This window comes from Arthrobacter sp. R1-13 (genome assembly GCF_054161475.1).
This window is the reverse complement of record NZ_CP096420.1, coordinates 1,793,832-1,814,746: the sequence shown is the minus strand read 5'-3', so window position 1 is coordinate 1,814,746 and position 20,915 is coordinate 1,793,832. Positions and strand designations below refer to the sequence as shown.

The window sequence follows — 20,915 nt, the reverse complement described above, 5'->3', positions numbered from 1 at the left end:
GCTCAGGCCTCACTTGGATGGACACTCCTTGGATTAGTAAGTGGAAGTCCAATAGTAATCACTTCACCGAACACATCGTCTGGATCCAGGCGGCGGAGTTCCTCGGCGAGGCAGTCCTTCAGGCTCCGGCGGGGGAGGGAGATCCGTTGTGCGGGCTGCCCTGGCTGGGTGAGTTCCGCAACGGAAAGTCCCGGCCTGAACAGCTGTACGTCCCCGCTTGCCCTGCTGAGGCGTACGCGTCGGATGCCCGTGCCCGCGGGATCGGCAACTATGGTGACGGGTGCGTCCAGCGCCAGCGTAAGCCACGCGGCGAGGAGCAGCGTGCTGGGGGAGTCGGAGGCTCCCTCGACGGCGATGGCCGTAACCGGAGAGGAGTCCACCTGGTCCAGGACTGCCGCGAGTTGGATCCGCCAGTTGGTGAGGCGGGTCCACGCGAGGTCCGTGTCGCCTGCCTTATAGGTTCTGCGGATGTTCTCCAGGGCCGTAGCAGGATCGGGCTCGTTGGCGGAGTCAGTAATCCTGCGGTGGGCAATTCTGCCGATGGAGGTGTCGCAGGCGCTCTTGGGGGCACCGTGCGGCCACCACGCGACGATGGGGGCGTCCGGCAGCAGCAGGGCCGCCACGAGGGATTCGCTTTCCTCAGCCAGTTCTCCAAAGCCCCGCAGCACAATAACCTCGGAGGCTCCGGCATCCCCGCCGACACGGATCTGGGCGTCCAGCCTGGTCGGGGCGGAGGCTCCTGCGTCGGCAAGCACGATGATCCTGCAGGGGTGTTCCCGGCTGGCTTCGTTGGCCGCCTCGATGGCTTCTTCCTCGAGCCCGGATTTGGTGACGACGACGAGCGTCAGCACCCGGCCCAAGGCGATGACGCCCCCCTGCTCGCGCAGGGACATGATCTTTTTGGAGATTTTCGAGGTGGTTGTGTCGGGAAGATCTACGATCATGGCCTTCTCCAGGTTCGTCCGTCGCGGGCAAGCAGTTCATCTGCCGAAGCAGGTCCCCAACTCCCGGGGGCGTACGGCTCAGGCTGTTCGTTCAGGCCCTCCCAGTACTCTTCGAAGGGGTCCAGGATCTTCCAGGACAGTTCCACTTCCTGATGCCGCGGGAAGAGCGGCGGCTCGCCCAGCAGCACGTCCAGGATCAGGCGCTCGTAGGCTTCCGGGCTGGACTCCGTGAAGGCATGGCCGTAGCCGAAGTCCATAGTGACATCCCGGACTTCCATCTGCGTGCCCGGGACCTTGGAGCCGAACCGGATAGTGGCGCCCTCGTCCGGCTGGACGCGGATGACTACGGCGTTCTGACCGAAATCGTCCTCGGCATGGTCGCGGAACAGCAGGTTCGGCGCGCGTTTGAAGACGACGGCGATCTCGGTCACGCGCCGGCCCAGGCGTTTGCCGGCACGAAGATAGAAGGGAACGCCGTTCCAACGCCGGGTGTTGATGTCCACGCGGATGGCCGCGTAGGTCTCAGTGGTGGAGTCTGCAGGGATGCCGTCTTCCTCGAGGTACCCGAGGACCTGTTCCCCGCCCTGCCAGCCACCGGCGAACTGACCACGCGCGGAGTGCGTGGAGAGATCGTCCGGCAGTTTGACGGCGGCGAGGACCTTTTCCTTTTCGGCACGCAGATCATCGGCGTTGAAGGAAATGGGCTCTTCCATGGCCGTCAGAGCAAGGAGCTGCAGCAGGTGGTTCTGGATGACGTCCCGGGCTGCCCCGACGCCGTCATAATATCCAGCCCGGCCGCCGGTACCGATGTCCTCTGCCATGGTGATCTGGACGTGATCCACGTAGTTCGCATTCCACAACGGCTCGAACAGCTGGTTCGCGAAACGCAACGCCAGGATGTTCTGCACCGTCTCCTTGCCGAGGTAATGGTCGATCCTGAAAACGGCGTCCTGCGGAAACACGGACTCCACGATGTCATTGAGCTGACGCGCGGATTCGAGATCGTGCCCGAACGGCTTCTCAATGACCACGCGACGCCAGTTGTCCCCGCCGGCCTGGGCCAGTCCGTGCTTGGACAGCTGCCGGCACACCTGTTCGAAGGCTTTCGGCGGGATCGAGAGGTAGAACGCATGATTGCCGCGGGTTCCGCGTTGTGCATCGAGCTCGTCAATGACGTCGCCGAGCCGCTCAAAGGCCGCGTCATCGTCGAATTCACCCTGTACGAAGCGGATGCCTTCAGACAGCTGGTTCCAGACCGCTTCATCGAATGGAGTGCGGGAGTAGGCCTTGACTGACTCCTTTACTTCCGCCGCAAAGTCCTCGTTCTCCCACTGACGGCGGGCAAACCCCACCAAGGCGAAGCTTGGCGGGAGCAGCCCGCGGTTGGCGAGGTCGTAGACGGCCGGCATCAGCTTTTTGCGGGCGAGGTCTCCGGTAACTCCGAAAAGCACCAAGGAGGAGGGCCCGGCAATGCGGTTCAGACGACGATCACGCGGGTCCCGCAGAGGATTCCGCAGGGCCCCCCGCGAGAATGGAGCCGGCCTTCTGCCGCCGTTTTCAGTTTCTGGCATGGTAGCTCGGTGCCTTAGCTTTCGAGTCGGGACGCGGCCTGGCCGGCCAGCGCAGCAATGATCTCCTGCAGCTGCTGCACACCGGCTGCACGATCAGTGAGGTGGAGGCGAAGGACCGGGCGGCCATGCTCGCTCAGGACCTGTGCGTCACCGGCAGCCTGCGCGGCAATGAGTTCGCCGAACGTGAAGGGACGCTCCGGAATGGGGAGATCCTTTGCCGCCGCAGCCGTAACCTGCAGGAAGACACCGATCGCCGGCCCGCCCTTGTGGAACTGGCCCGTGGAGTGCAGGAACCGGGGTCCCCAACCGAACGTGACGGGACGGCCGCTGACGGCTGCCAACTGGTCCCGGACAGCCTCGAGGGACGCGAAGGCCAGGCGGTCAAAATATGCCTGCACGCTAAGGTAGCCGTCTTCACCCAACTGGGAAAGCAGGGACGTTACAGCATCGGCGGCCGTGGCAGAATCGCCAAGCCACTCCCCGCCGCGAACCTCGATAACCCCGTCCACAAAACTGGCCGGAGTGGGTTCGGGCTGGGCGTCCAAGAGACCGCGGGCAGCAACCTTGGCAGCTTCAACGTCGGGCTGGTCGAAGGGATTGATCCCCAGGAGCCGGCCGGCAACTGCCGTTGCGAACTCCCACACCATCATCTGGGTGGGGAGACCGCCGGCGATGGCAACTTCGTTTTCCCCAAGTTCGACGTCGGCGTCCGCGGCCACGAGCCGCACCACCAGAACGTCTTCGGCACCGCCGGTGACCTCAGGTGATTGCGGTCCAGCAACCACGGGAAGGACGCCCGTCCCGAGCTTGCCCGTCGACTCGGCGATCAACTGCTCTGCCCAGTCTGCGAAACCGACTATTCCTGAGCCGTCCTCAGCGATGACGATTTTGTTCCGCAGAGGTGTGGTGCCACCAAGGGCAGCGCCGAGTGCAAGGCCGATGTTTTCAGGCGCGTCGTCATTGAGGATTTCCGCGGCTTCCTCAGCTTCGTCGAGGAACGCCTGGATATCGACGCCGGCAAGTCCGCAGGGCACGAGCCCGAACGCAGTCAGGGCAGAGTAACGCCCACCCACGTTGGGATCCGCGTTGAACACCTGCCGGTAGCCTGCTTCGCGGGAAGCCTTATCAAGAGGGGAACCCGGATCGGTGACGATAATGATCCGGCTCTTCGCATCTAGCCCGGCCTCGGTGAAGGCCTGTTCGAAAATGCGTCGCTGGGAATCTGTCTCAAGCGTTGAACCTGATTTGGAAGACACCACAATTGCGGTTTCGGTGAGCCTGTCGGCGAGGGCAGCACTGACCTGTTCAGGGTCGGTGCTGTCGAGCACACTCAGCTCGACGCCTGCAGTTCCTGCCATGACCTCCGGAGCCAGCGAGGAGCCGCCCATCCCACAAAGAACGATCCGGGTGATGCCCTCTGCACGAAGTGCGTCCCGGAGTTCCAGGATCGGGGCGACCAGTGCTTGTGAAACGGTGGCGGCCTCGACCCAACCCAAGCGGACAGCAGATTCGGCTTCCGCATCAGGACCCCACAGGGTGTGGTCCTTTGCAAAAATGCGGCTCGCTATCCGATCCTCAACGAGGGTGGGGACGTGCTGTTCAAGGGCCTGGCGTGCTGCGCCGGTGGCGTCGTAGCTGAGTGTGCTCATGATGGACTAGGAAGCCTTCCGTGCAGCGGCGAGGGCGCCCTCGACGTCGGCCAGCAGTTCCTTCCAGCTGGCGACGAACTTGTCCAGTCCTTCGGACTCGAGGAGCGCGACGACCTCGTTGTAGGAGATGCCCAAGGCATCCAGGGCGTCAAGGGTGGCGTTGGCTTCCTCGTAGCGGCCGGTGATGGTGTCACCGGTGATCACTCCGTGGTCGAACGTGGCGTCGAGGGTCTTCTCGGGCATGGTGTTAACAACGCCGGGAGCGACGAGTTCGGTGACGTAGAGGGTGTCCGGGTAGGCCGGGTCCTTCACGCCAGTGGAGGCCCACAGGGGACGCTGGGGGAGGGCGCCGGCGTCGGCGAGCAGGGCCCAGCGTTCGGTGGAGAAGAGTTCTTCGTAGACCTGGTAGGCCAGACGGGCGTTCGCGACGCCGGCCTTGCCCTTGAGGGCCTTGGCCTCGTCGGTACCGATGGCGTCGAGGCGCTTGTCGATTTCGGAGTCGACGCGGGAGACGAAGAACGATGCCACGGAGTGGATTTTGGAGAGGTCGTGGCCGTTGTCCTTGGCCTGCTCCAGGCCTGACTGGAACGCGTTGATGACGGCGCGGTAGCGCTCGAGGGAGAAGATCAGGGTCACGTTCACGCTGATGCCCGCGGCGAGGGTGGTGGTGATGGCTTCGAGGCCCTCGAGGGTTGCCGGGATCTTGATGTGGACGTTGTCCTTGTTGACCTTCTTGTACAGGTGCTGGGCCTCGGCCACGGTTCCGGCGGTGTCCCAGGCGAGGCGGGGATCTACCTCGATGGAGACGCGGCCGTCAACACCTTTGCTGGCTGCCGCGACAGGGGCGAAGAGGTCGCAGGCGTCGGCGACGTCGGTGGTGGTGATTTCGAAGATGGTCTCTTCGATTGACGCGCCGGCCGCTGCCTGCGCGGCGATCGTGGCGTCGTAGTCCGTGCCGGTGGTGATGGCGGCGTGGAAGATGGACGGGTTCGTGGTGACGCCGACGACGTTCTTCTCGTCGATGAGCTTCTGCAGGGTGCCTGTTTCCAGACGTCCGCGGGAAAGGTCATCAAGCCAGATGGAAACGCCGGCCTCGGACAGTTGCTGTGTGGGGGTAGTCATTTTTTTATCTCCTGGAATTCGTGTTCAGGCCTGCAGGCCAGCGAGGGAGTCCTTGGCGGCGGCGGCAACAGCCTCCGCGGTGATGCCGAACTCCTGGAAAAGGCGCTTGTAGTCAGCGGAAGCGCCGTAGTGCTCGAGTGAGACGGAGCGGCCGGCGTCGCCGACGAACTCCCTCCAGCCCAGGGCGAGCCCGGCTTCAACGGATACCCGGGCCTTGACGGCGGCGGGCAGCACGGATTCACGGTAGGCCGCGTCCTGCTTGTTGAACCACTCGACACAAGGCATGGAGACAACGCGGGCTGCGATGCCTTCTGCCTGAAGGGCTTCGCGGGCCTGGACGGCCAACTGGACCTCGGAGCCGGTACCGATGAGGATGACGTCGGCCGGGACCGTTGCGCCGTCCTTCGAGGCCTCGGCCAGGACGTAACCGCCCTTGGCGACTCCCGCCGTCGAACCGAAGGTGTCGCCGTCAGCGGTGCCTTCGCCGCGGGCGTAGGTGGGAATGTTCTGGCGGGTCAGCACGATGCCGGCCGGGTTCTCGTGGTTCTCCAGCATGGTCTTCCATGCCGCAGCCACCTCGTTGGCGTCACCGGGACGGACAACGTCCAGGCCAACGATGGCGCGCAGTGAGGCGAGCTGTTCTACAGGCTGGTGGGTGGGACCGTCTTCACCCAGGCCGATGGAGTCGTGAGTCCAGACGTACAGCGATGGAACGCCCATGAGGGCACCGAGGCGGATGGCCGGACGCTGGTAGTCGCTGAAGATCAGGAACGTACCGGAGAACGCACGGGTCTTGCCGTGCAGGGCAATGCCGTTCACGATTGACGCCGCGGCATGCTCGCGGATACCGAAGTGGAGCACGCGGCCGTACGGGTTCCCGGACCAGGCGTCAGTCTGCTTGGACGCGGGGATGAACGAGGGCGAGCCCTCGATGGTGGTGTTGTTGGATTCAGCAAGGTCTGCGGAGCCACCCCACAGTTCCGGCATGACCGGGCCAAGCGCGTTGAGCACCTTGCCGGAGGCTGCGCGTGTGGAAACGTCCTTGCCGGCCGGGAAAACCGGAAGTGCGCCATCCAGGCCCTCGGGCAGTTCGCGGGCTTCCACACGCTCCAGGAGCGCGGCGTTTTCCGGGTTGGCTGCCTGCCAGGCGTTGAAGGATTCTTCCCATTCCTTGCGGGCCTCCGCGCCGCGGTCCACTACGGAGCGGGCGTGGGCGAGGACTTCCTGGTCAACGTCGAATGACTTGGCCGGGTCGAAGCCCAGAACCTTCTTTAGCCCTGCTACTTCTTCCGCGCCCAGGGCGGAACCGTGGATCTTGCCCGTGTTCTGCTTCTTCGGGGCGGGGTAACCAATGATGGTACGCAGGGAAATGATGGAAGGCTTCGACGTTTCGGCCTTGGCGGTGAGCAGTGCCGAGTACAGCTCCTGCACGTCTTCCTTGTATTCGCCGGTCTTGGTCCAGTCCACGCGCTGGGTGTGCCAGCCGTAAGACTCGTAACGCTTCAGCACGTCCTCCGTGAAGGAGATGTCGGTGTCGTCCTCGATGGAGATGTGGTTCTCATCGTAGATAACAACAAGATTGCCCAGTTCCTGGTGACCCGCCAGCGAGGAAGCCTCAGAGGTCACGCCTTCCTGGAGGTCGCCGTCGGATGCGATAACCCAGATGGTGTGGTCAAACGGGCTGGTGCCGGCGGCAGCATCGGCGTCGAACATGCCGCGCATACGGCGCTGCGAGTAAGCGAACCCAACAGAGGATGCCAGGCCCTGGCCCAGCGGGCCGGTGGTGATCTCCACGCCGGCGGTGTGCTTGTACTCCGGGTGCCCGGGGGTCAGTGAACCCCAAGTGCGCAGCGCCTCCAGGTCCTTCAGCTCCAGGCCGTAGCCGGAAAGGAACAGCTGGATGTACAGGGTCAGTGATGTGTGGCCCGGGGACAGGATGAAACGGTCGCGTCCCAGCCAATCAGGATTCCGGGGATCGTGGCGCATCAGCTTCTGGAAGAGAAGGTATGCGGCAGGCGCCAGACTCATGGCCGTCCCGGGGTGGCCGTTGCCCACCTTCTCCACGGCATCCGCGGCCAATACCCTCACGGTATCCACGGCGCGTTGGTCCAAGCTGGTCCATGACAGTTCTTGCTCTTCCAAATGTGGCACGAAAACCGGGCCCCTCTCTGTGCTGACGGCAATTGGTACGGCCAGGCCGGAACAGGGCACATGATGGCGCCTGCTGCAGTGTGTACCAGCCGTTCACCATTGAAACGTTGATCTATCTTCAGTCGCATGGCAGAGGTGGGAATACGCTTTCCAGCGCTACCCCTTGCGTGCTGATCTGGTGACAGCTTAGCCCTAATCCACACCCTGGTCAGCGTGAATCTCACTAAGTGGACTGAATTTTCCTTATATGAATCACCGTATAGCAGGGAGGTTGTGAGAATCAGTTAACCTCCCTGAATCATTGGCAAAGTCGCAGGAAAAACCCTCCGGCGAAGCCACAGGCAAAACAAACGACGCCGACGGAATGGCAAGTGAACAATGCCGGCGGTAGCTCCACGGTATGATAATCGAAGGCCGCCGAAGGGGTGCGCAGGCCCGTTTTGCGGGTCCCGCCATTGAGGTCCACCGGAAATAAACCGCCAGACAGAACAGAGTGACTGCACCGTGAGTACAACCGATACGCCTCTCAACGCTGCCCGGCTTCCGGGGAAGGCAGGCATCGCCCGCAAAGCGAAGGCGTATGTGGCCCTCACCAAACCAAGGGTCATTGAACTTCTCCTCGTCAGCACCCTTCCCACCATGATCTACGCAGAGCGCGGCTTCCCCTCGGTTGGGCTCATCCTCGCGACACTGGTTGGCGGAGCCTTCGCCGCGGGCAGTGCGGGCGCTTTCAACTGCTACATTGACCGGGACATCGACAAACTGATGCACCGCACCGAGAAGAGGCCTCTCGTCACGGGCGAGGTTACCCCCCGTGAAGCGCTGGTTTTCGCGTCTCTCCTTGGCGCCGCGGCGATTGCCATCCTCTGGTTCGGAGCAAACCCGCTGTCCGCCTGGCTGGGCCTCGGCGCCATCCTTTTCTACGTGGTCATTTACACCATGATCCTGAAGCGGCGCACTGCCCAGAACATTGTGTGGGGCGGTGCCGCGGGATGCTTTCCCGTCCTGATCGCCTGGGCTGCCGTGACAAACACCGTCGAGTGGCCCGCCGTCGTTCTCTTCATGGTGATTTTCCTGTGGACGCCGCCGCACTACTGGCCGCTTTCCATGCGGTATGGCGAAGACTACCGGAACGCCAATGTGCCCATGCTTGGTGCCATCGCCGGCGCCAGGGTGGTTTCTGTCCAGGTGGTCCTTTATGCGTGGGCCATGGTGGTGTGTTCACTGCTGATGGTCCCCGCCGGCGGCGCGGGTTGGGTTTACACAGCAACCGCCGTGCTCGCAGGTGCATGGTTCCTCTATGAATCCCACGCCCTCTACAACAGGGCGCAGGCCGGAGACGTTTCGAACAAGGGTGCCATGAAGGTTTTCCACGGCTCCATCAGCTACCTCACCCTGCTCTTTATCGCCCTCGCCATTGATCCGTTCGTTGGCACAGCATTGATGTCCGGCTAGCCCTCCCAGACGCTCCCTCACGTCTCGCGGCCTAACCCCAAACGCTCCCTCACGTCCCGCGGCTTAACACCAAACACTCCCTCACCTTTCGCGGCCTAACCCCAAACGCTCCCTCACAGAATCTGAGCGAGCGTCCGGCACTCAGGCACAGAATCTGAGCGAGCGTCAGGCACTCAGGCACAGAATCTGAGCGAGCGCCCGGCACTCAGGCACAGAATCTGAAGGAGCGTCCGGCATTTAGGCGCAGGATCTGAAGGAGCGTCGGGTTATTTAACTGGGCTTGAGCGGGCGAGGTCCGCGGCGTTGGTTGCTGCGATCATCAGCAGTGCCGCGCCGAGCATGTGCATGCCAACCAGCAGCGCTGGGATCCCGTTGTAGTACTGGCTGAAGCCAATGACAGCCTGCAGCACAGTTACCGAGAGCAACAGGAAAACGGCGGAGCGGAACGGGCCGTTGATCTTTCCCTGCAAGACGAGATACAGGGCCAACAGGGACCCCGCCGTAATCAGGTACGCCGGCACTGCATGGATGTGCGAGAACAAATCCCAGTCGAGGTTGTTGCGGGGGGCATCGGCATCGCCGGCGTGTGGCCCGGCCCCCGTCACCACAACTCCCAGGCACACAGCAACAGCAGAGAAAAGGGCGACGGCGGCCATCAGCGGGCGCGCCACGCCAGGCAGAGGGGCCAGCTGTATTGAGCGGAACCTGCCCGTCCTGCCATAGGCCCGGTTAACCAGCAATGTTGCCAGCACCACCAACCCCATGGAGACGAGGAAATGCAGGCCCACAACCCACGGGTTGAGCTGGGTGAGGACGGTGATTCCGCCGATGATGGCCTGCGCCGGGATGCTTGCCAACAGTCCGAGAGCCAGGAGGAACAGATCGCGACGCTCCTTGCGCAGGTTCCACAAGTACACCAGCATCAGGGCCGCAACGGCCGCCAGAGCGAACGTGAGGAGCCGGTTGCCGAACTCGATGAAGCCGTGGAGCCCCATCTCGGGGGTGTTGACCAGGGAATCCTCGGTGCAACGCGGCCAGGTGGGGCAGCCCAGGCCCGAGGATGTGAGCCGTACGGCACCTCCGGTCACCACCAGAATCGTCTGGCCGATGAGGGACAGGACCGCAAGGCGGAGCACCGTCCTGTCCACCGACACGGGGAGCTTGGAAGTAAACCGGGACACGATCCCGGGGAGGCGCGATGCCGTACTCACAGGTTTCTCAATTCCACTTGAACCAACGGGCCGCTGCTGCGCCGGCGACGGCCGTCCACAGCAGCAGGACAAGAACGGCCGCGGTGTTGACGCGCCCATGCAGCAATGCGTCCCGCAAGGCCTCACCGAGGGCGCCGGACGGCAGGAAGTGCACTAGGTGCTGGGCCGGGCCGGGCAGCCGTTCCGCCGGGATGACGATGCCGCCGAGTGCCCCGAGCAGAATCCACAGCAGATTGGTGATAGCCAGGGTGGCTTCAGGACGGACAGTGCCGGCTACTAGAAGGCCAAGGGCAGTGAAAGCTGCTCCGCCCACCACCAGCAGGACAAGGCCCGGGAGCAGGCCTGCCGGGTTGGGCTGCCAGCCCAGGATCGCGGCTACTGAACCGATCACCAGCACCTGCAGGGCGAGGACTGCCAGCACCGCCAGGATCTTTCCAGCGATGAGCCCGGTCCGGCCGAGCGGCGTGGTGGACAGGAACCGCAGTACGCCGTAACGGCGGTCGAATCCTGTGGAAATGCCTTGACCCGTGAAGCCTGTGGACATGGCGCAGAGGGCGAGGATGCCCGGCACTGCGACGTCGACCCGGTTCCCGCCGAGCCCGTCCAGCAGTGGCGTGACGGTCAGGCCCACCAAGGCCAAGAGCGGCAGCACGATGGCAAGTATCAGTTGTTCGCCGTTGCGGATCATGGTCAGGGCCTCATAGCCGCCTTGAAGCGCGATCCGTTTGAACAGAGGCGCGGGGGCGCCTCTGAGCGTCTCGCTCATCGGATATCCCTTCCGGAAATGTCCAGGAATACATCCTCGAGGCTGCGGGCTTCCAGGTTCAGGGAGCCGGGCATGATGCCGCGTGCTGCCCACCAGGCGGTGAGGGCGGCAAGGTCCTCGGGGGTGAGCGCACCAGTGGCGGAGTAGCTCCCGGCCCTGCTCTCCCTGACGTCGATTCCGGCAGGAAAAACACCAGTGAAGTCCAGGCCTGGCCGCGCCTCGAAGAGGAGGGTTCGGATGTGGGGCTGGGCCGGGTCGGGTGAAACGTTCCGCTGCAGCAGTTGCGCCACCGTTCCCTCCGCGACGTTCCTGCCGGCGTCAATGATGTAGACGTAATCGGCGAGCCGCTGGGCGTCGTCCATAAGGTGGGTTGTCAGGATGATTCCCATCCCGGCCGAACGCAGTTCGGTGATGAGTTCAAAGACAATGTTGCGGGACTGCGGATCCAGGCCGGCGCTTGGCTCGTCAAGGAAAAGCACCTCGGGCCGACCCACCAGCGCGGCCGCGAGGGCGAGGCGCTGCTTCTGCCCCCCGGAGAGCCGGCGTACGCTGGTTCTGCTGAAGGTATCGATTCCCAGCCGCTGAATCAGCTCGTCCAGAGGCCAGGGGTTCCGGTACATTCCCGCTATATGGCGGAGTAACGGGATGGGACGGGCCGACGGCGGCAGTCCACCGTCCTGCAGCATCACACCGACCCGGGAGCGAAGGCCGGCATCAGCCGTATCGGGGTCCTGCCCCAACAGGGTGATAGTTCCACCAGTGCGTTTTTGAAGGCCCTGTGCGCATTCAATTGTGGTGGTTTTGCCTGCGCCGTTGGCGCCCAGGAGGGCAGTGACCTTGCCGCGCTCGGCCACGAGGGACAGGCCACCCACTACCCGGAGCATCTTGCCATCGAGGGCCGGGAGCGGACCAACGTCCTTGACTAACCCGTCTATGGACAGAACAGTGGATTGGGGGGATTGCACCAAAGCATTCTACGTGATGTAGTAGCAGTGCACTCAGTTCAGGTTCCGGGGTGTCCGAGGTCACACTGAGGCGGCGAGCAGGCCAGCCTAGCCTTACTGGATGCCGGGACTAAATTACGACATTATTATGTTGTGTATTCCATGAGCTCATCCACTTCTGCGCGCTTGATCAGCCGCAGCGCGCCAGCAGGCGTGCCGGCGGTGCTCCAAGCTGTTCCGGCTTCGGCAATCGCCGAGGCTGAGGACCGTACCCGCGACCGCGTTCTGAACGCCGTTCTGGAGCATGGACCGGTGAGCGCCGCTGAGCTTGGTGATCTCCTGGGCTTCACCCCGGCTGCGGTCCGCCGCCACCTTGATCACCTCGCCCGCAGGGGAGTGATCGAAGTAAAGCGCGTGGCCAGGGCCGGCGCCGGTGCAGGCCGTCCCGCCCGCCGTTATGTTCTGAGCTCACAGGGCCAATCAAGCCTCGGTGACGACTACTTGAACATTGCAAGCTCTGCACTCAAGCAGCTTGAGAACATGGCCGGCTCCGAAGCGGTCCGCGAGTTCGCCGTCGAGCGTTTCTCCGATATGGAACGCCGCTATGCGCCGGAAGTTGAAGCAGCCGGGGCTGATATCACTGCAAGGGCGCGGGCCCTGTCCGCGGCCCTCTCCAGGGACGGTTACGTTTCATCCGCAGCTTCCGTTGAAGCCAAGGCGCCCCTTCCCGCCGCGCTCTCCAGCGTCCAGCTCTGCCAGGGCCACTGCCCGATTCAACAGCTCGCTGCCCAGTTCCCGGTGTTCTGCGACGTGGAAACCGAAGTTTTTTCCCGGCTGGTAGGCGTTGACGTGCGCCGCCTCTCCACGTTGGCCCGCGGGGGGCATGTCTGTACTACCCATATACCTACGGGTCGACCGGCGGTTCAGGGGCGGGAAACACCCGCAACACCCGGAACCTCAGAAGTATTGCCGGAAAACCCGGACGAAGTATCCAACCATCTGCAAGAAAGGCCGTGATGACGGACCAACTATCAGAGAAAAAGGTTGCTGACTCTACTGTGATATCGGAGATTCTGGAAAAGAATCCCGAGCTCCACGGAATCGGCACCTACGAGTACGGCTGGTCCGACAAGAACGACGTCGGCGCCAACGCCCGCCGTGGGATCAATGAGGACGTTGTCCGGGACATTTCGGAGAAAAAGAGCGAGCCCCAGTGGATGCTGGACCTCCGCCTCAAGGGCCTGAAGTACTTCGACCGCAAGCCCATGCCCACCTGGGGTGCGGACCTGTCTGGCATCGACTTCGACAACATCAAGTACTTCGTGCGGTCCACCGAGAAGCAGGCCACCAGCTGGGAGGACCTGCCGGACGACATCAAGAACACGTATGACAAGCTCGGCATCCCCGAGGCCGAAAAGCAGCGGCTGGTCTCCGGCGTCGCCGCCCAGTACGAGTCCGAGGTCGTCTACCACCAGCTGCGTGAAGACCTTGAAAAGCAGGGCGTTATCTTCCTTGATACCGATACTGCGCTGCGGGAGCACCCTGAGATCTTCCAGGAGTACTTCGGCACCATCATCCCTGTGGGTGACAACAAGTTCGCATCGCTGAACACGGCTGTCTGGTCCGGCGGTTCCTTCGTATACGTGCCCAAGGGCGTCCACGTAGACATCCCCCTGCAGGCATACTTCCGCATCAACACGGAAAACATGGGCCAGTTCGAACGCACCCTGATTATCGCGGACGAAGACTCCTACGTTCACTACATCGAGGGCTGCACCGCGCCGATTTACACCTCCGACTCGCTGCACTCAGCCGTTGTGGAGATCATCGTGAAGAAGGGCGCCCGCGTCCGCTACACGACCATCCAGAACTGGTCCAACAACGTGTACAACCTGGTCACCAAGCGCGCCATCTGTGAAGAGGGCGCCACCATGGAGTGGATCGATGGCAACATCGGTTCCAAGGTGACCATGAAGTACCCTGCCGTCTACCTCGTGGGAGAGCACGCCAAGGGTGAAACCCTGTCCATCGCGTTCGCCGGCGAAGGCCAGCACCAGGACACCGGCTCCAAGATGGTCCACATAGCGCCGAACACCAAGAGCTCGATTGTGTCCAAATCTGTGGCCCGTGGGGGAGGCCGCGCGGCCTACCGCGGCCTGGTCCAGGTGCGCGAAGGTGCTAAGCACTCCGCTAACACGGTCCGCTGTGACGCGCTGCTGGTGGACACCATCAGCCGCTCTGACACGTACCCGTACATCGACATCCGCGAAGACGATGTTGTTATGGGACACGAAGCAACGGTGTCCCGGGTCAGCGAAGAACAGCTCTTCTACCTCATGTCCCGCGGTATGCGCGAAGACGAGGCCATGGCGATGATCGTCCGCGGCTTCATCGAACCAATTGCCCGCGAACTCCCGATGGAGTACGCACTCGAGCTGAACCGCCTGATTGAACTGCAGATGGAAGGGTCCGTCGGATAACGATGACTGAAATCACCACCGAAAAAGCGCGAATCGGCGCGCCCTCAGCCCAGCCGTTCATCAACGGTTTCACCGAGGAGGGCGAGAGCCTTTCGCCCATCAATTCCACTGAATCGAAGGCGCCGCTGGCTGGAGCTTCCGCCAAGAGCCACTCCCATGGCGGCGGCGTCGGGATTCCCGACAGCTCACGGGCCGGGCGCCTGACGTCCTACAACCTCGCCGACTTTAAGCCGCTTACCGGCATGGAGGAAGACTGGCGCTTCACGCCACTGAAGCGCCTTCGCGGGCTCCACACGGACGCCTTGACCGGAACTGCCCCTGAGGTGCTTGTCACAGCACCCTTGGGAGTCCTGGTGGAAACGGTTGACCGCAACGACAACCGCATCGGTTCCGCTGCGATTCCTGAAGACAGGGTTTCGGCCAATGCCTGGGAGAACTTCACTGAGGCTACTGTCATCACCGTGCCTGCTGAAGCCCAGGTAACGGATGAAATCAGTGTCCTGATCACCGGCCAAGGTACCGAGGCTTCTGCACAGCACATCGTCATCGAGGCGAAGAAGTTCTCCAAGGCTGTGGTGGTCCTTGACCACCAGGGCACCGCCGTCGTCTCGCAGAACGTCGAGATCCTGGTAGGGGACGGCGCTGACCTCACTGTCATTTCCCTCCAGGAATGGCATGACGATTCCGTGCACGCGTCCTCACAGCAGGCAAAGCTTGGCCGCGACGCGAAGTTCAAGCACATCGTGGTGAGCCTTGGTGGCGACCTGGTGCGCATGACCCCCTCAGCACGCTTCACCGCCACCGGCGCCGAAGTTGAGCTCCTGGGCCTGTACTTCGCCGACGCCGGCCAGCACCTTGAGCAGCGGCTGTTCGTTGACCACTCCGTGGCCAACTGCAAGTCCAATGTTCTTTACAAGGGTGCGCTGCAGGGCAAGAACGCCCACACCGTCTGGGTAGGCGACGTCCTGATCCGTAAGGAAGCAGAAGGCACGGACACCTACGAGGCCAACCGCAACCTGGTTTTGACGGACGGCGCCCGCGCCGACTCTGTCCCGAACCTGGAGATTGAAACCGGCCTGATCGAGGGTGCCGGGCACGCAAGCGCCACCGGACGTTTCGACGACGAGCACCTGTTCTACCTGATGGCACGCGGAATCTCCGAAGAGGTTGCCCGCCGGCTGGTGGTTCGGGGCTTCCTGAACGAAATCATCCAGAAGATCAAGGTGCCGGCGCTCGAGGAGCGCCTCACTGCCGCGGTTGAGCGCGAACTCGCCGCTACCAATAACTGAACGAGTACGGAAACCACCACATGATTGAACAGCCGAAGGGTGAGCTCGTCTGCAGCGCCAGTGAGATCAAACTCAAGCAGGCACTGCGGATCCTGATCGACGACTACCCCGTCGCCATCGTGAAGGACTCGATGGGTGACATCCATGCAATTGGTGACACCTGCTCGCACGCGGACGTCTCTCTTTCGGAAGGTGAAGTCGAGGGTTGCATGATCGAGTGCTGGGGCCATGGATCCCAGTTCGATCTCCGCACGGGAGAGCCCCTTCAGCTGCCTGCCTACGACCCGGTACCGGTTTTCGCGGTCACCATCGAGGGCGACGACGTCTACGTGGACTTCACCAACGTACTCAATGGCGCTGAGGCCCCCAACTTCAGCTAACCGCCAACCGCACATCAAAAACTTCAAGCCAAGAAACCGCACCGCCGCCGGAGGGCATGGTGCAGAGGAGAACAAGACACATGTCTACTCTTGAGATCAAGGACCTGCACGTCAGCATTGACACCGAACAGGGCACCAAAGAGATCCTGAAGGGCGTTAGCCTGACCATCAAGACCGGCGAGACCCACGCCATCATGGGGCCCAACGGCTCGGGCAAGTCCACGCTGGCCTCCACCATTGCCGGCCACCCCCGCTACAACGTCACGGGTGGCACCATCACCCTCGACGGCGAGGACGTGCTGGCCATGAGCGTTGACGAGCGCGCCCGGGCAGGCCTCTTCCTCGCCATGCAGTACCCCGTGGAGGTCCCCGGCGTCAGCATGACCAACTTCCTGCGCACCGCGAAGACCGCCATCGACGGCGAAGCACCGTCCCTGCGTCACTGGACCAAGGACGTCAAGGCTGCAATGGCCCAGCTCCGCATCGATGCTGACTTCACGCAGCGCAACGTCAACGAGGGCTTCTCCGGTGGCGAGAAGAAGCGCGTCGAGATCCTCCAGCTGGAACTCTTCAAGCCGCGCTTCGCCATCCTCGACGAAACCGACTCAGGCCTCGACGTCGACGCGCTCAAGGTTGTGTCAGAGGGCGTCAACCGGGCTCACGCCGAGGGCAACATGGGTACCCTGCTCATCACGCACTACACACGGATTCTGCGCTACATCAAGCCGGACTTCGTCCACGTGTTCGTTGACGGACAGGTAGTCGAAGAGGGTGGCCCGGAATTGGCCGACCGACTCGAAGAAGAAGGCTACGACCGCTACGCTAAAGGCGCCGGGGCAGCGAGCATCGCAGCCGCGGCAGCAGCAGCACAGGCCTAGTAAGGACCAGTCATGACCGAAATCAATACCGCCCGGACGGGCCTTGAGGATGTCGAAGAGGCCCTCAAGGACGTCATTGACCCGGAGCTCGGGGTTAACATTGTCGACCTCGGTTTGCTCTACGGGTTGAAATACTCCGACGACGACGGCGCACTGCTGATCGACATGACGCTCACAACCGCTGCGTGCCCGCTGACGGACGTGCTCGAAGAGCAGGTCGGCAAGGCACTGGACGGTGTTGTGGACGAATGGCGCCTGAATTGGGTGTGGATGCCGCCATGGGGTCCGGAACGGATTACCGATGACGGCAAGGACCAGATGCGCGCCCTCGGGTTCAACATCTAGGTTCCCACCGCCTCCCTGACCTCGCTTAGCTCCGCCAGGGAACCCTCGGCGGCGGAGGCCCCTGTTGAGGAGTTCGACGGCGGCCCGTCACCTTCCCGCGAAGGTGACGGGCCGCCGTCGTGCTTAACGCTTAGTTAGCGTTCAGAGAGTTGCGGCCGAGAAGGTATCGCATTGGTTGATGTCGCCCGTGGAATAGCCCGTGTAGAACCACCGCTGGCGTTGTTCGCTGGAGCCATGAGTCCAGGCTTCGGGGGTGACCCTTCCCGTTGCGGCCTCCTGGATTCGGTCATCGCCGACGGCAGAAGCGGCGGACAGCGCGTCCTTCAGGTCCTGTTCGGTCAGTGGGTCCAGGAAGGGCTGGCCGGAAACAGGGTCCGGCTGAGTGGCGTGGTGCGCCCAGAGGCCGGCATAGCAGTCAGCCTGCAGCTCCACACGGACAGCCCCTGATTCAGGCCCTTGCGGATCCTGCTGGGCGCGGTCCAGGTAACCCAGCACGTTCTGGACATGATGGCCGAACTCATGGGCCACAACATATTCCTGGGCAAGCGGGCCGCCTGATGAACCGAACCGGTCCACGAGCTCCTGGAAGAAACCCGGGTCGAAGTACGCCGTGGTGTCCGCCGGGCAATAGAACGGCCCCACAGCTGACGTGGCCGCCCCGCAGCCGGTGTCTGTGGCATCCCGGAAGATGACAGTTTCAGGTTGCGGGTACTGCCGGTTGTACTGGGCAAGGTAGGACGGCCAGAAAGCGTTCAGGCTGTTCACCGTACCGACGATCCGGCAATCAAGACGTTGGTCCGCGTCCGCTCCGGTCCGGCAGGCCGGCGCGGTTCCCTGGCTCTGGGCTGAGGGGTCCTGTACGGTTCCCCCGAGGCCCTCCAGCAGTTGAGGGTTAACACCGAACAGAAGCGCCAGCAGAAGAACGATTCCCCCGCCTATGCCTCCGCCGATTTTGGTGCCTCGCCCCATGCCCCTACGGTCCTGCACCTGTGATGGATCCAAAGGGACATCGTCATTGAAACTCATAACGTCACAATAGTCCGGCCGGGCGGTGAGGGAACCTTGCTGTGGCGGTAAAGTGGCTCTGATGCCTTTTCTCGACCAACTCCAGCGCTGGGCCAATGAACGTCCCGACGAAACCGCCATTGTTGTTGGCGGCCAACGGCTGACCTGGGAGTCCCTGCAGAAGCTGGCGGCTGACCTGGTACCGGAATCAGCACAAGTGACTGTGCTGACGGAGGGGAATTCTGTTGAATTTGTGGCCCGTTTCGCGGCGGCGGTGGCGGGGGAGCGGCAGTGCGCCGTATTGGATCCGTCCTGGCCGGAGCATTTGCGGAGCGAGGTCCGGTCGCGCCTCGGCGCACCGGCCCCGGCGTCGTTAGGAATGGCGCTTGCCGACGGCCCCGCAGACTCCAGCTTCCTCATCGGCATGACTTCCGGCACCACGTCTGTTCCCAAAGCCTTTACGCGGTCGCGGCAATCCTGGGTTCGTTCCTTCCAGGCCTCCATGGCCTTCTTTGGACTCGACGCAGCGGATAAAACCATGGCCCCCGGACCGCTGGCATCGAGCCTGAACCTCTACGCTCTGTCCGAATGCCTTTACTCGGGTTCCGAGTTCCATACCCTCAAAAGCTTTGACGTCGGGGATGTCCACGCCGCCATCACCCACGACGGAATCACCCGCCTGGTGCTGGTACCCACGATGCTCAGGCTCCTGAGCGAACGCGGCCTCCTAGGAGGCGTAGATGCCTCCGGAGTCCGGAGCATCATTTGCGCCGGGTCCAAGCTGGACGCCCGGACCCTTGAAGCCGCCCGGAGGTGGGCGCCCAACGCCACCCTTTTCGAGTACTACGGTGCCTCGGAACTGAGCTTTGTCTCCGGACTGGGCCTCGCTCCAGGTCAGACCCCTTCGCCGGGCGGGTCCGGAATCGGGCGCCCGTTTCCCGGGGTGGAAGTCCTGATCATGGACGACGACGGCGGAATCCTGCCCGACGGCGCCGACGGCAACATCTGCGTGCGAAGCGGCATGGTGAGCAACGGCTATCTGTGGGGAGACGACGGCCAGGCACTTCGGCGCTTCGGCGACTGGTTCACGGTCGGCGACCAGGGCTACCTGGCGGACGGGGAGCTGCACATCCTGGGCCGCCGCTCGGACATGATCATCACCTCAGGCAAAAACGTCTACCCGCATGAGGTGGAACTGGCTCTGGCTTCCGTGCCGGGAGTCGCAGCCGCGGTAGCTGCGGGGATGCCGGACGATCTTCGCGGTCAACGTGTTGTGGCCGGCATTGTTCCCTCCCACGGCGGCGTCACTGCCACGCAGGTGAAAACAGGGCTCGAAGAGGTACTGGCCCGCGACAAGCGGCCCATTCAGTACTACATCCTGCCCGAGCTCCCGTTGACTGACCGCGGCAAGGTCAGCCGGCAGCTTCTGCTCGACTGGATTGGCGAGGGCGACCGGAAGGCCCGACGCCTTGTCTGAAACCGGAAACGACGATTCCCGCGGTGTGACCGCTCTTCCTGACGATCGTCAGCCGGTGATTATCGAGGCCCGGCGCACACCGCTCTGCCGCTCAGGAGGAGCACTCAGTTCCCTGCGTGCTCACGAACTGTTGGCGCCCGTGCTGGCCGCCCTGCTGGCGGAATCCGGGCTGAGCGCCGACGCTGTCGCTGACGTGGTGGTGGGCAACGCTGTAGGAGGGAACGGAAATGTTGCCCGGCTGGCCCTGCTGGAGGCCGGACTGCCTGTGTCAGTGCCGGGAGTCACCGTTGACCGCCAATGCGGTTCGGGTCTGGATGCGATCGTGCTCGCCTCCCGCATGGTGGCGGCGGGCGGCAACGGTGCCTACCTCGCTGGCGGCGTTGAGAGTATCAGCACGGCGCCGCTGCGGGCCCACCGCGGGATTGCGGGTGAGCCTGAATTTTTCAGTCGGGCACAGTTTGTGCCGCACAGCTACGGGGACCCGGATATGGGCGTTGCCGCGGACAATGTGGCAGTGCGCTATGGCATCAGCCGGGAACGCCAGGATGCCTTCTCGCTGGAAAGCCACCGCCGCGCACTGGAAGCGGCAAAGGCCGGATTCTTCGAGTCCGAAATCCAACCCCTCCAGAGCGCCGGCGGCAGGACCGGCACCGGCATCGTCAAGGACGATGACGGGCCGCGCCCCAGGCTCACCGCCGGCGTGCTTGCAAGGTTCCCTCCGGCCTTCAGCACCCAGGGAACTGTAACTGCAGGCAACTCATGCTTCGACGCCGACGGAGCAGCCGCCGTCGTCATCACCTCCCTCCAACGGGCACGTGAGCTGGGGGCCCGGGACGGACTCCTGGTGCTTGGAACGGATACGGCAGGCGTGGATCCGGAGTTATTGGGGATTGGGGCGGCTTCCGCGGCTGCCAGGCTCCTGGCGGCTCAATTCGTCACAGCCCAGGACCTGGACCTGGTGGAATTCAATGAGGCCTTCGCCTCGCAGACGCTGGCCTGCCTCGATCTGCTGGGCCTGGATCCGGGTCAGGTGAACCGGGACGGGGGCGCACTCGCGCTGGGCCATGCCTATGGTGCTTCCGGGGCCGTCCTCGTGACCAGGCTGCTGGCCCAGTCCCGCCGGAGTCCAGGACAGGAGAGGCTTGCCCTTGCCATGATCAGCATCGCCGGAGGCATGGGAACAGCGGCTTTGTTCCGCTATGGGGCTATCAGCTGACAGGCAGGGGCAATGCCGCTGGCCCTGATTGC

18 protein-coding genes are annotated in these 20,915 nt (G+C 63.3%); 9 read left to right on the top strand and 9 right to left on the bottom strand.

Features of this window, described 5'->3' with window-relative positions:
• Positions 1 to 2: 2 nt before the first annotated feature.
• From M1D88_RS08300 to tkt, 5 genes are read right to left on the bottom strand one after another with little or no spacing between them, the layout of a single operon-like run.
• Positions 3 to 944: a glucose-6-phosphate dehydrogenase assembly protein OpcA gene (locus M1D88_RS08300; RefSeq protein WP_458114048.1), complete on the bottom strand. Its 942-nt coding sequence runs from the start codon at positions 942 to 944 to the stop codon at positions 3 to 5.
• The gene (gene zwf / locus M1D88_RS08295; RefSeq protein ID WP_458114047.1) at positions 941 to 2,515 is read right to left on the bottom strand and encodes a glucose-6-phosphate dehydrogenase; all 1,575 of its coding nucleotides are present in this window, start codon (positions 2,513 to 2,515) and stop codon (positions 941 to 943) included. Before zwf ends, M1D88_RS08300 begins: the two co-directional genes overlap by 4 nt.
• 14 nt (positions 2,516 to 2,529) lie before the next feature.
• On the bottom strand, positions 2,530 to 4,164 hold the full coding sequence (locus M1D88_RS08290) for a glucose-6-phosphate isomerase (protein ID WP_458114046.1): 1,635 nt from the start codon (positions 4,162 to 4,164) through the stop codon (positions 2,530 to 2,532).
• A 6-nt stretch (positions 4,165 to 4,170) separates the two neighbouring features.
• On the bottom strand, positions 4,171 to 5,286 hold the full coding sequence (gene tal, locus M1D88_RS08285) for a transaldolase (protein ID WP_458114045.1): 1,116 nt from the start codon (positions 5,284 to 5,286) through the stop codon (positions 4,171 to 4,173).
• A gap of 24 nt (positions 5,287 to 5,310) precedes the next feature.
• Positions 5,311 to 7,428, bottom strand: a complete 2,118-nt coding sequence (gene tkt, locus M1D88_RS08280; RefSeq protein WP_458114471.1) for a transketolase — start codon at positions 7,426 to 7,428, stop codon at positions 5,311 to 5,313.
• A 513-nt stretch (positions 7,429 to 7,941) separates the two neighbouring features.
• On the opposite strand from tkt, the gene M1D88_RS08275 reads away from it, so the two are divergent.
• Positions 7,942 to 8,892 (top strand): heme o synthase, encoded by a 951-nt coding sequence (locus M1D88_RS08275; RefSeq protein WP_458114044.1) that lies wholly within the window; start codon positions 7,942 to 7,944, stop codon positions 8,890 to 8,892.
• A 266-nt stretch (positions 8,893 to 9,158) separates the two neighbouring features.
• On the opposite strand, the gene M1D88_RS08270 is transcribed toward M1D88_RS08275, so the two are convergent.
• Genes M1D88_RS08270 through M1D88_RS08260 form a run of 3 tightly spaced genes read right to left on the bottom strand, consistent with a single transcriptional unit; the run spans position 9,159 to position 11,834 of the window.
• On the bottom strand, positions 9,159 to 10,103 hold the full coding sequence (locus M1D88_RS08270) for a COX15/CtaA family protein (protein ID WP_458114043.1): 945 nt from the start codon (positions 10,101 to 10,103) through the stop codon (positions 9,159 to 9,161).
• A 7-nt stretch (positions 10,104 to 10,110) separates the two neighbouring features.
• A complete protein-coding gene (locus M1D88_RS08265) occupies positions 10,111 to 10,869 on the bottom strand; it encodes an ABC transporter permease (RefSeq protein ID WP_458114042.1) in 759 nt (252 codons plus the stop codon).
• Complete coding sequence (locus M1D88_RS08260) at positions 10,866 to 11,834, bottom strand: ABC transporter ATP-binding protein (RefSeq protein ID WP_458114041.1); 969 nt, start codon at positions 11,832 to 11,834, stop codon at positions 10,866 to 10,868. The genes M1D88_RS08265 and M1D88_RS08260 overlap by 4 nt, the downstream gene beginning before the upstream one ends.
• Before the next feature lie 141 nt (positions 11,835 to 11,975).
• Here M1D88_RS08260 and M1D88_RS08255 point away from each other — a divergent pair, with 141 nt between their 5' ends.
• The 6 genes from M1D88_RS08255 to M1D88_RS08230 all read left to right on the top strand — a co-directional run bounded on the left by M1D88_RS08255 (position 11,976) and on the right by M1D88_RS08230 (position 17,185).
• The gene (locus M1D88_RS08255; protein WP_458114040.1) at positions 11,976 to 12,830 is read left to right on the top strand and encodes a helix-turn-helix transcriptional regulator; all 855 of its coding nucleotides are present in this window, start codon (positions 11,976 to 11,978) and stop codon (positions 12,828 to 12,830) included.
• Positions 12,830 to 14,293 carry a Fe-S cluster assembly protein SufB gene (gene sufB / locus M1D88_RS08250; protein ID WP_309106837.1) on the top strand — a complete coding sequence of 488 codons (1,464 nt, stop codon included), beginning with the start codon at positions 12,830 to 12,832 and terminating at the stop codon, positions 14,291 to 14,293. The genes M1D88_RS08255 and sufB overlap by 1 nt, the downstream gene beginning before the upstream one ends.
• A 2-nt stretch (positions 14,294 to 14,295) precedes the next feature.
• Complete coding sequence (gene sufD / locus M1D88_RS08245; RefSeq protein ID WP_458114039.1) at positions 14,296 to 15,582, top strand: Fe-S cluster assembly protein SufD; 1,287 nt, start codon at positions 14,296 to 14,298, stop codon at positions 15,580 to 15,582.
• Positions 15,583 to 15,602: 20 nt separating this feature from the next.
• Positions 15,603 to 15,962, top strand: a complete 360-nt coding sequence (locus M1D88_RS08240) for a non-heme iron oxygenase ferredoxin subunit (RefSeq protein WP_458114038.1) — start codon at positions 15,603 to 15,605, stop codon at positions 15,960 to 15,962.
• 80 nt (positions 15,963 to 16,042) lie between these two features.
• Complete coding sequence (gene sufC, locus M1D88_RS08235) at positions 16,043 to 16,840, top strand: Fe-S cluster assembly ATPase SufC (protein WP_247045239.1); 798 nt, start codon at positions 16,043 to 16,045, stop codon at positions 16,838 to 16,840.
• Positions 16,841 to 16,852: 12 nt separating this feature from the next.
• A complete protein-coding gene (locus tag M1D88_RS08230) occupies positions 16,853 to 17,185 on the top strand; it encodes a metal-sulfur cluster assembly factor (protein WP_247045237.1) in 333 nt (110 codons plus the stop codon).
• A gap of 141 nt (positions 17,186 to 17,326) precedes the next feature.
• Here M1D88_RS08230 and ypfJ read toward each other — a convergent pair whose 3' ends face one another.
• A complete protein-coding gene (gene ypfJ / locus M1D88_RS08225; protein ID WP_458114037.1) occupies positions 17,327 to 18,211 on the bottom strand; it encodes a KPN_02809 family neutral zinc metallopeptidase in 885 nt (294 codons plus the stop codon).
• A 61-nt stretch (positions 18,212 to 18,272) separates the two neighbouring features.
• On the opposite strand from ypfJ, the gene M1D88_RS08220 reads away from it, so the two are divergent.
• Together M1D88_RS08220 and M1D88_RS08215 are read left to right on the top strand one after the other, a co-directional pair.
• A complete protein-coding gene (locus tag M1D88_RS08220) occupies positions 18,273 to 19,667 on the top strand; it encodes a class I adenylate-forming enzyme family protein (protein ID WP_458114036.1) in 1,395 nt (464 codons plus the stop codon).
• Complete coding sequence (locus M1D88_RS08215) at positions 19,660 to 20,883, top strand: thiolase family protein (protein ID WP_458114035.1); 1,224 nt, start codon at positions 19,660 to 19,662, stop codon at positions 20,881 to 20,883. The genes M1D88_RS08220 and M1D88_RS08215 overlap by 8 nt, the downstream gene beginning before the upstream one ends.
• Positions 20,884 to 20,915 lie beyond the last annotated feature (32 nt).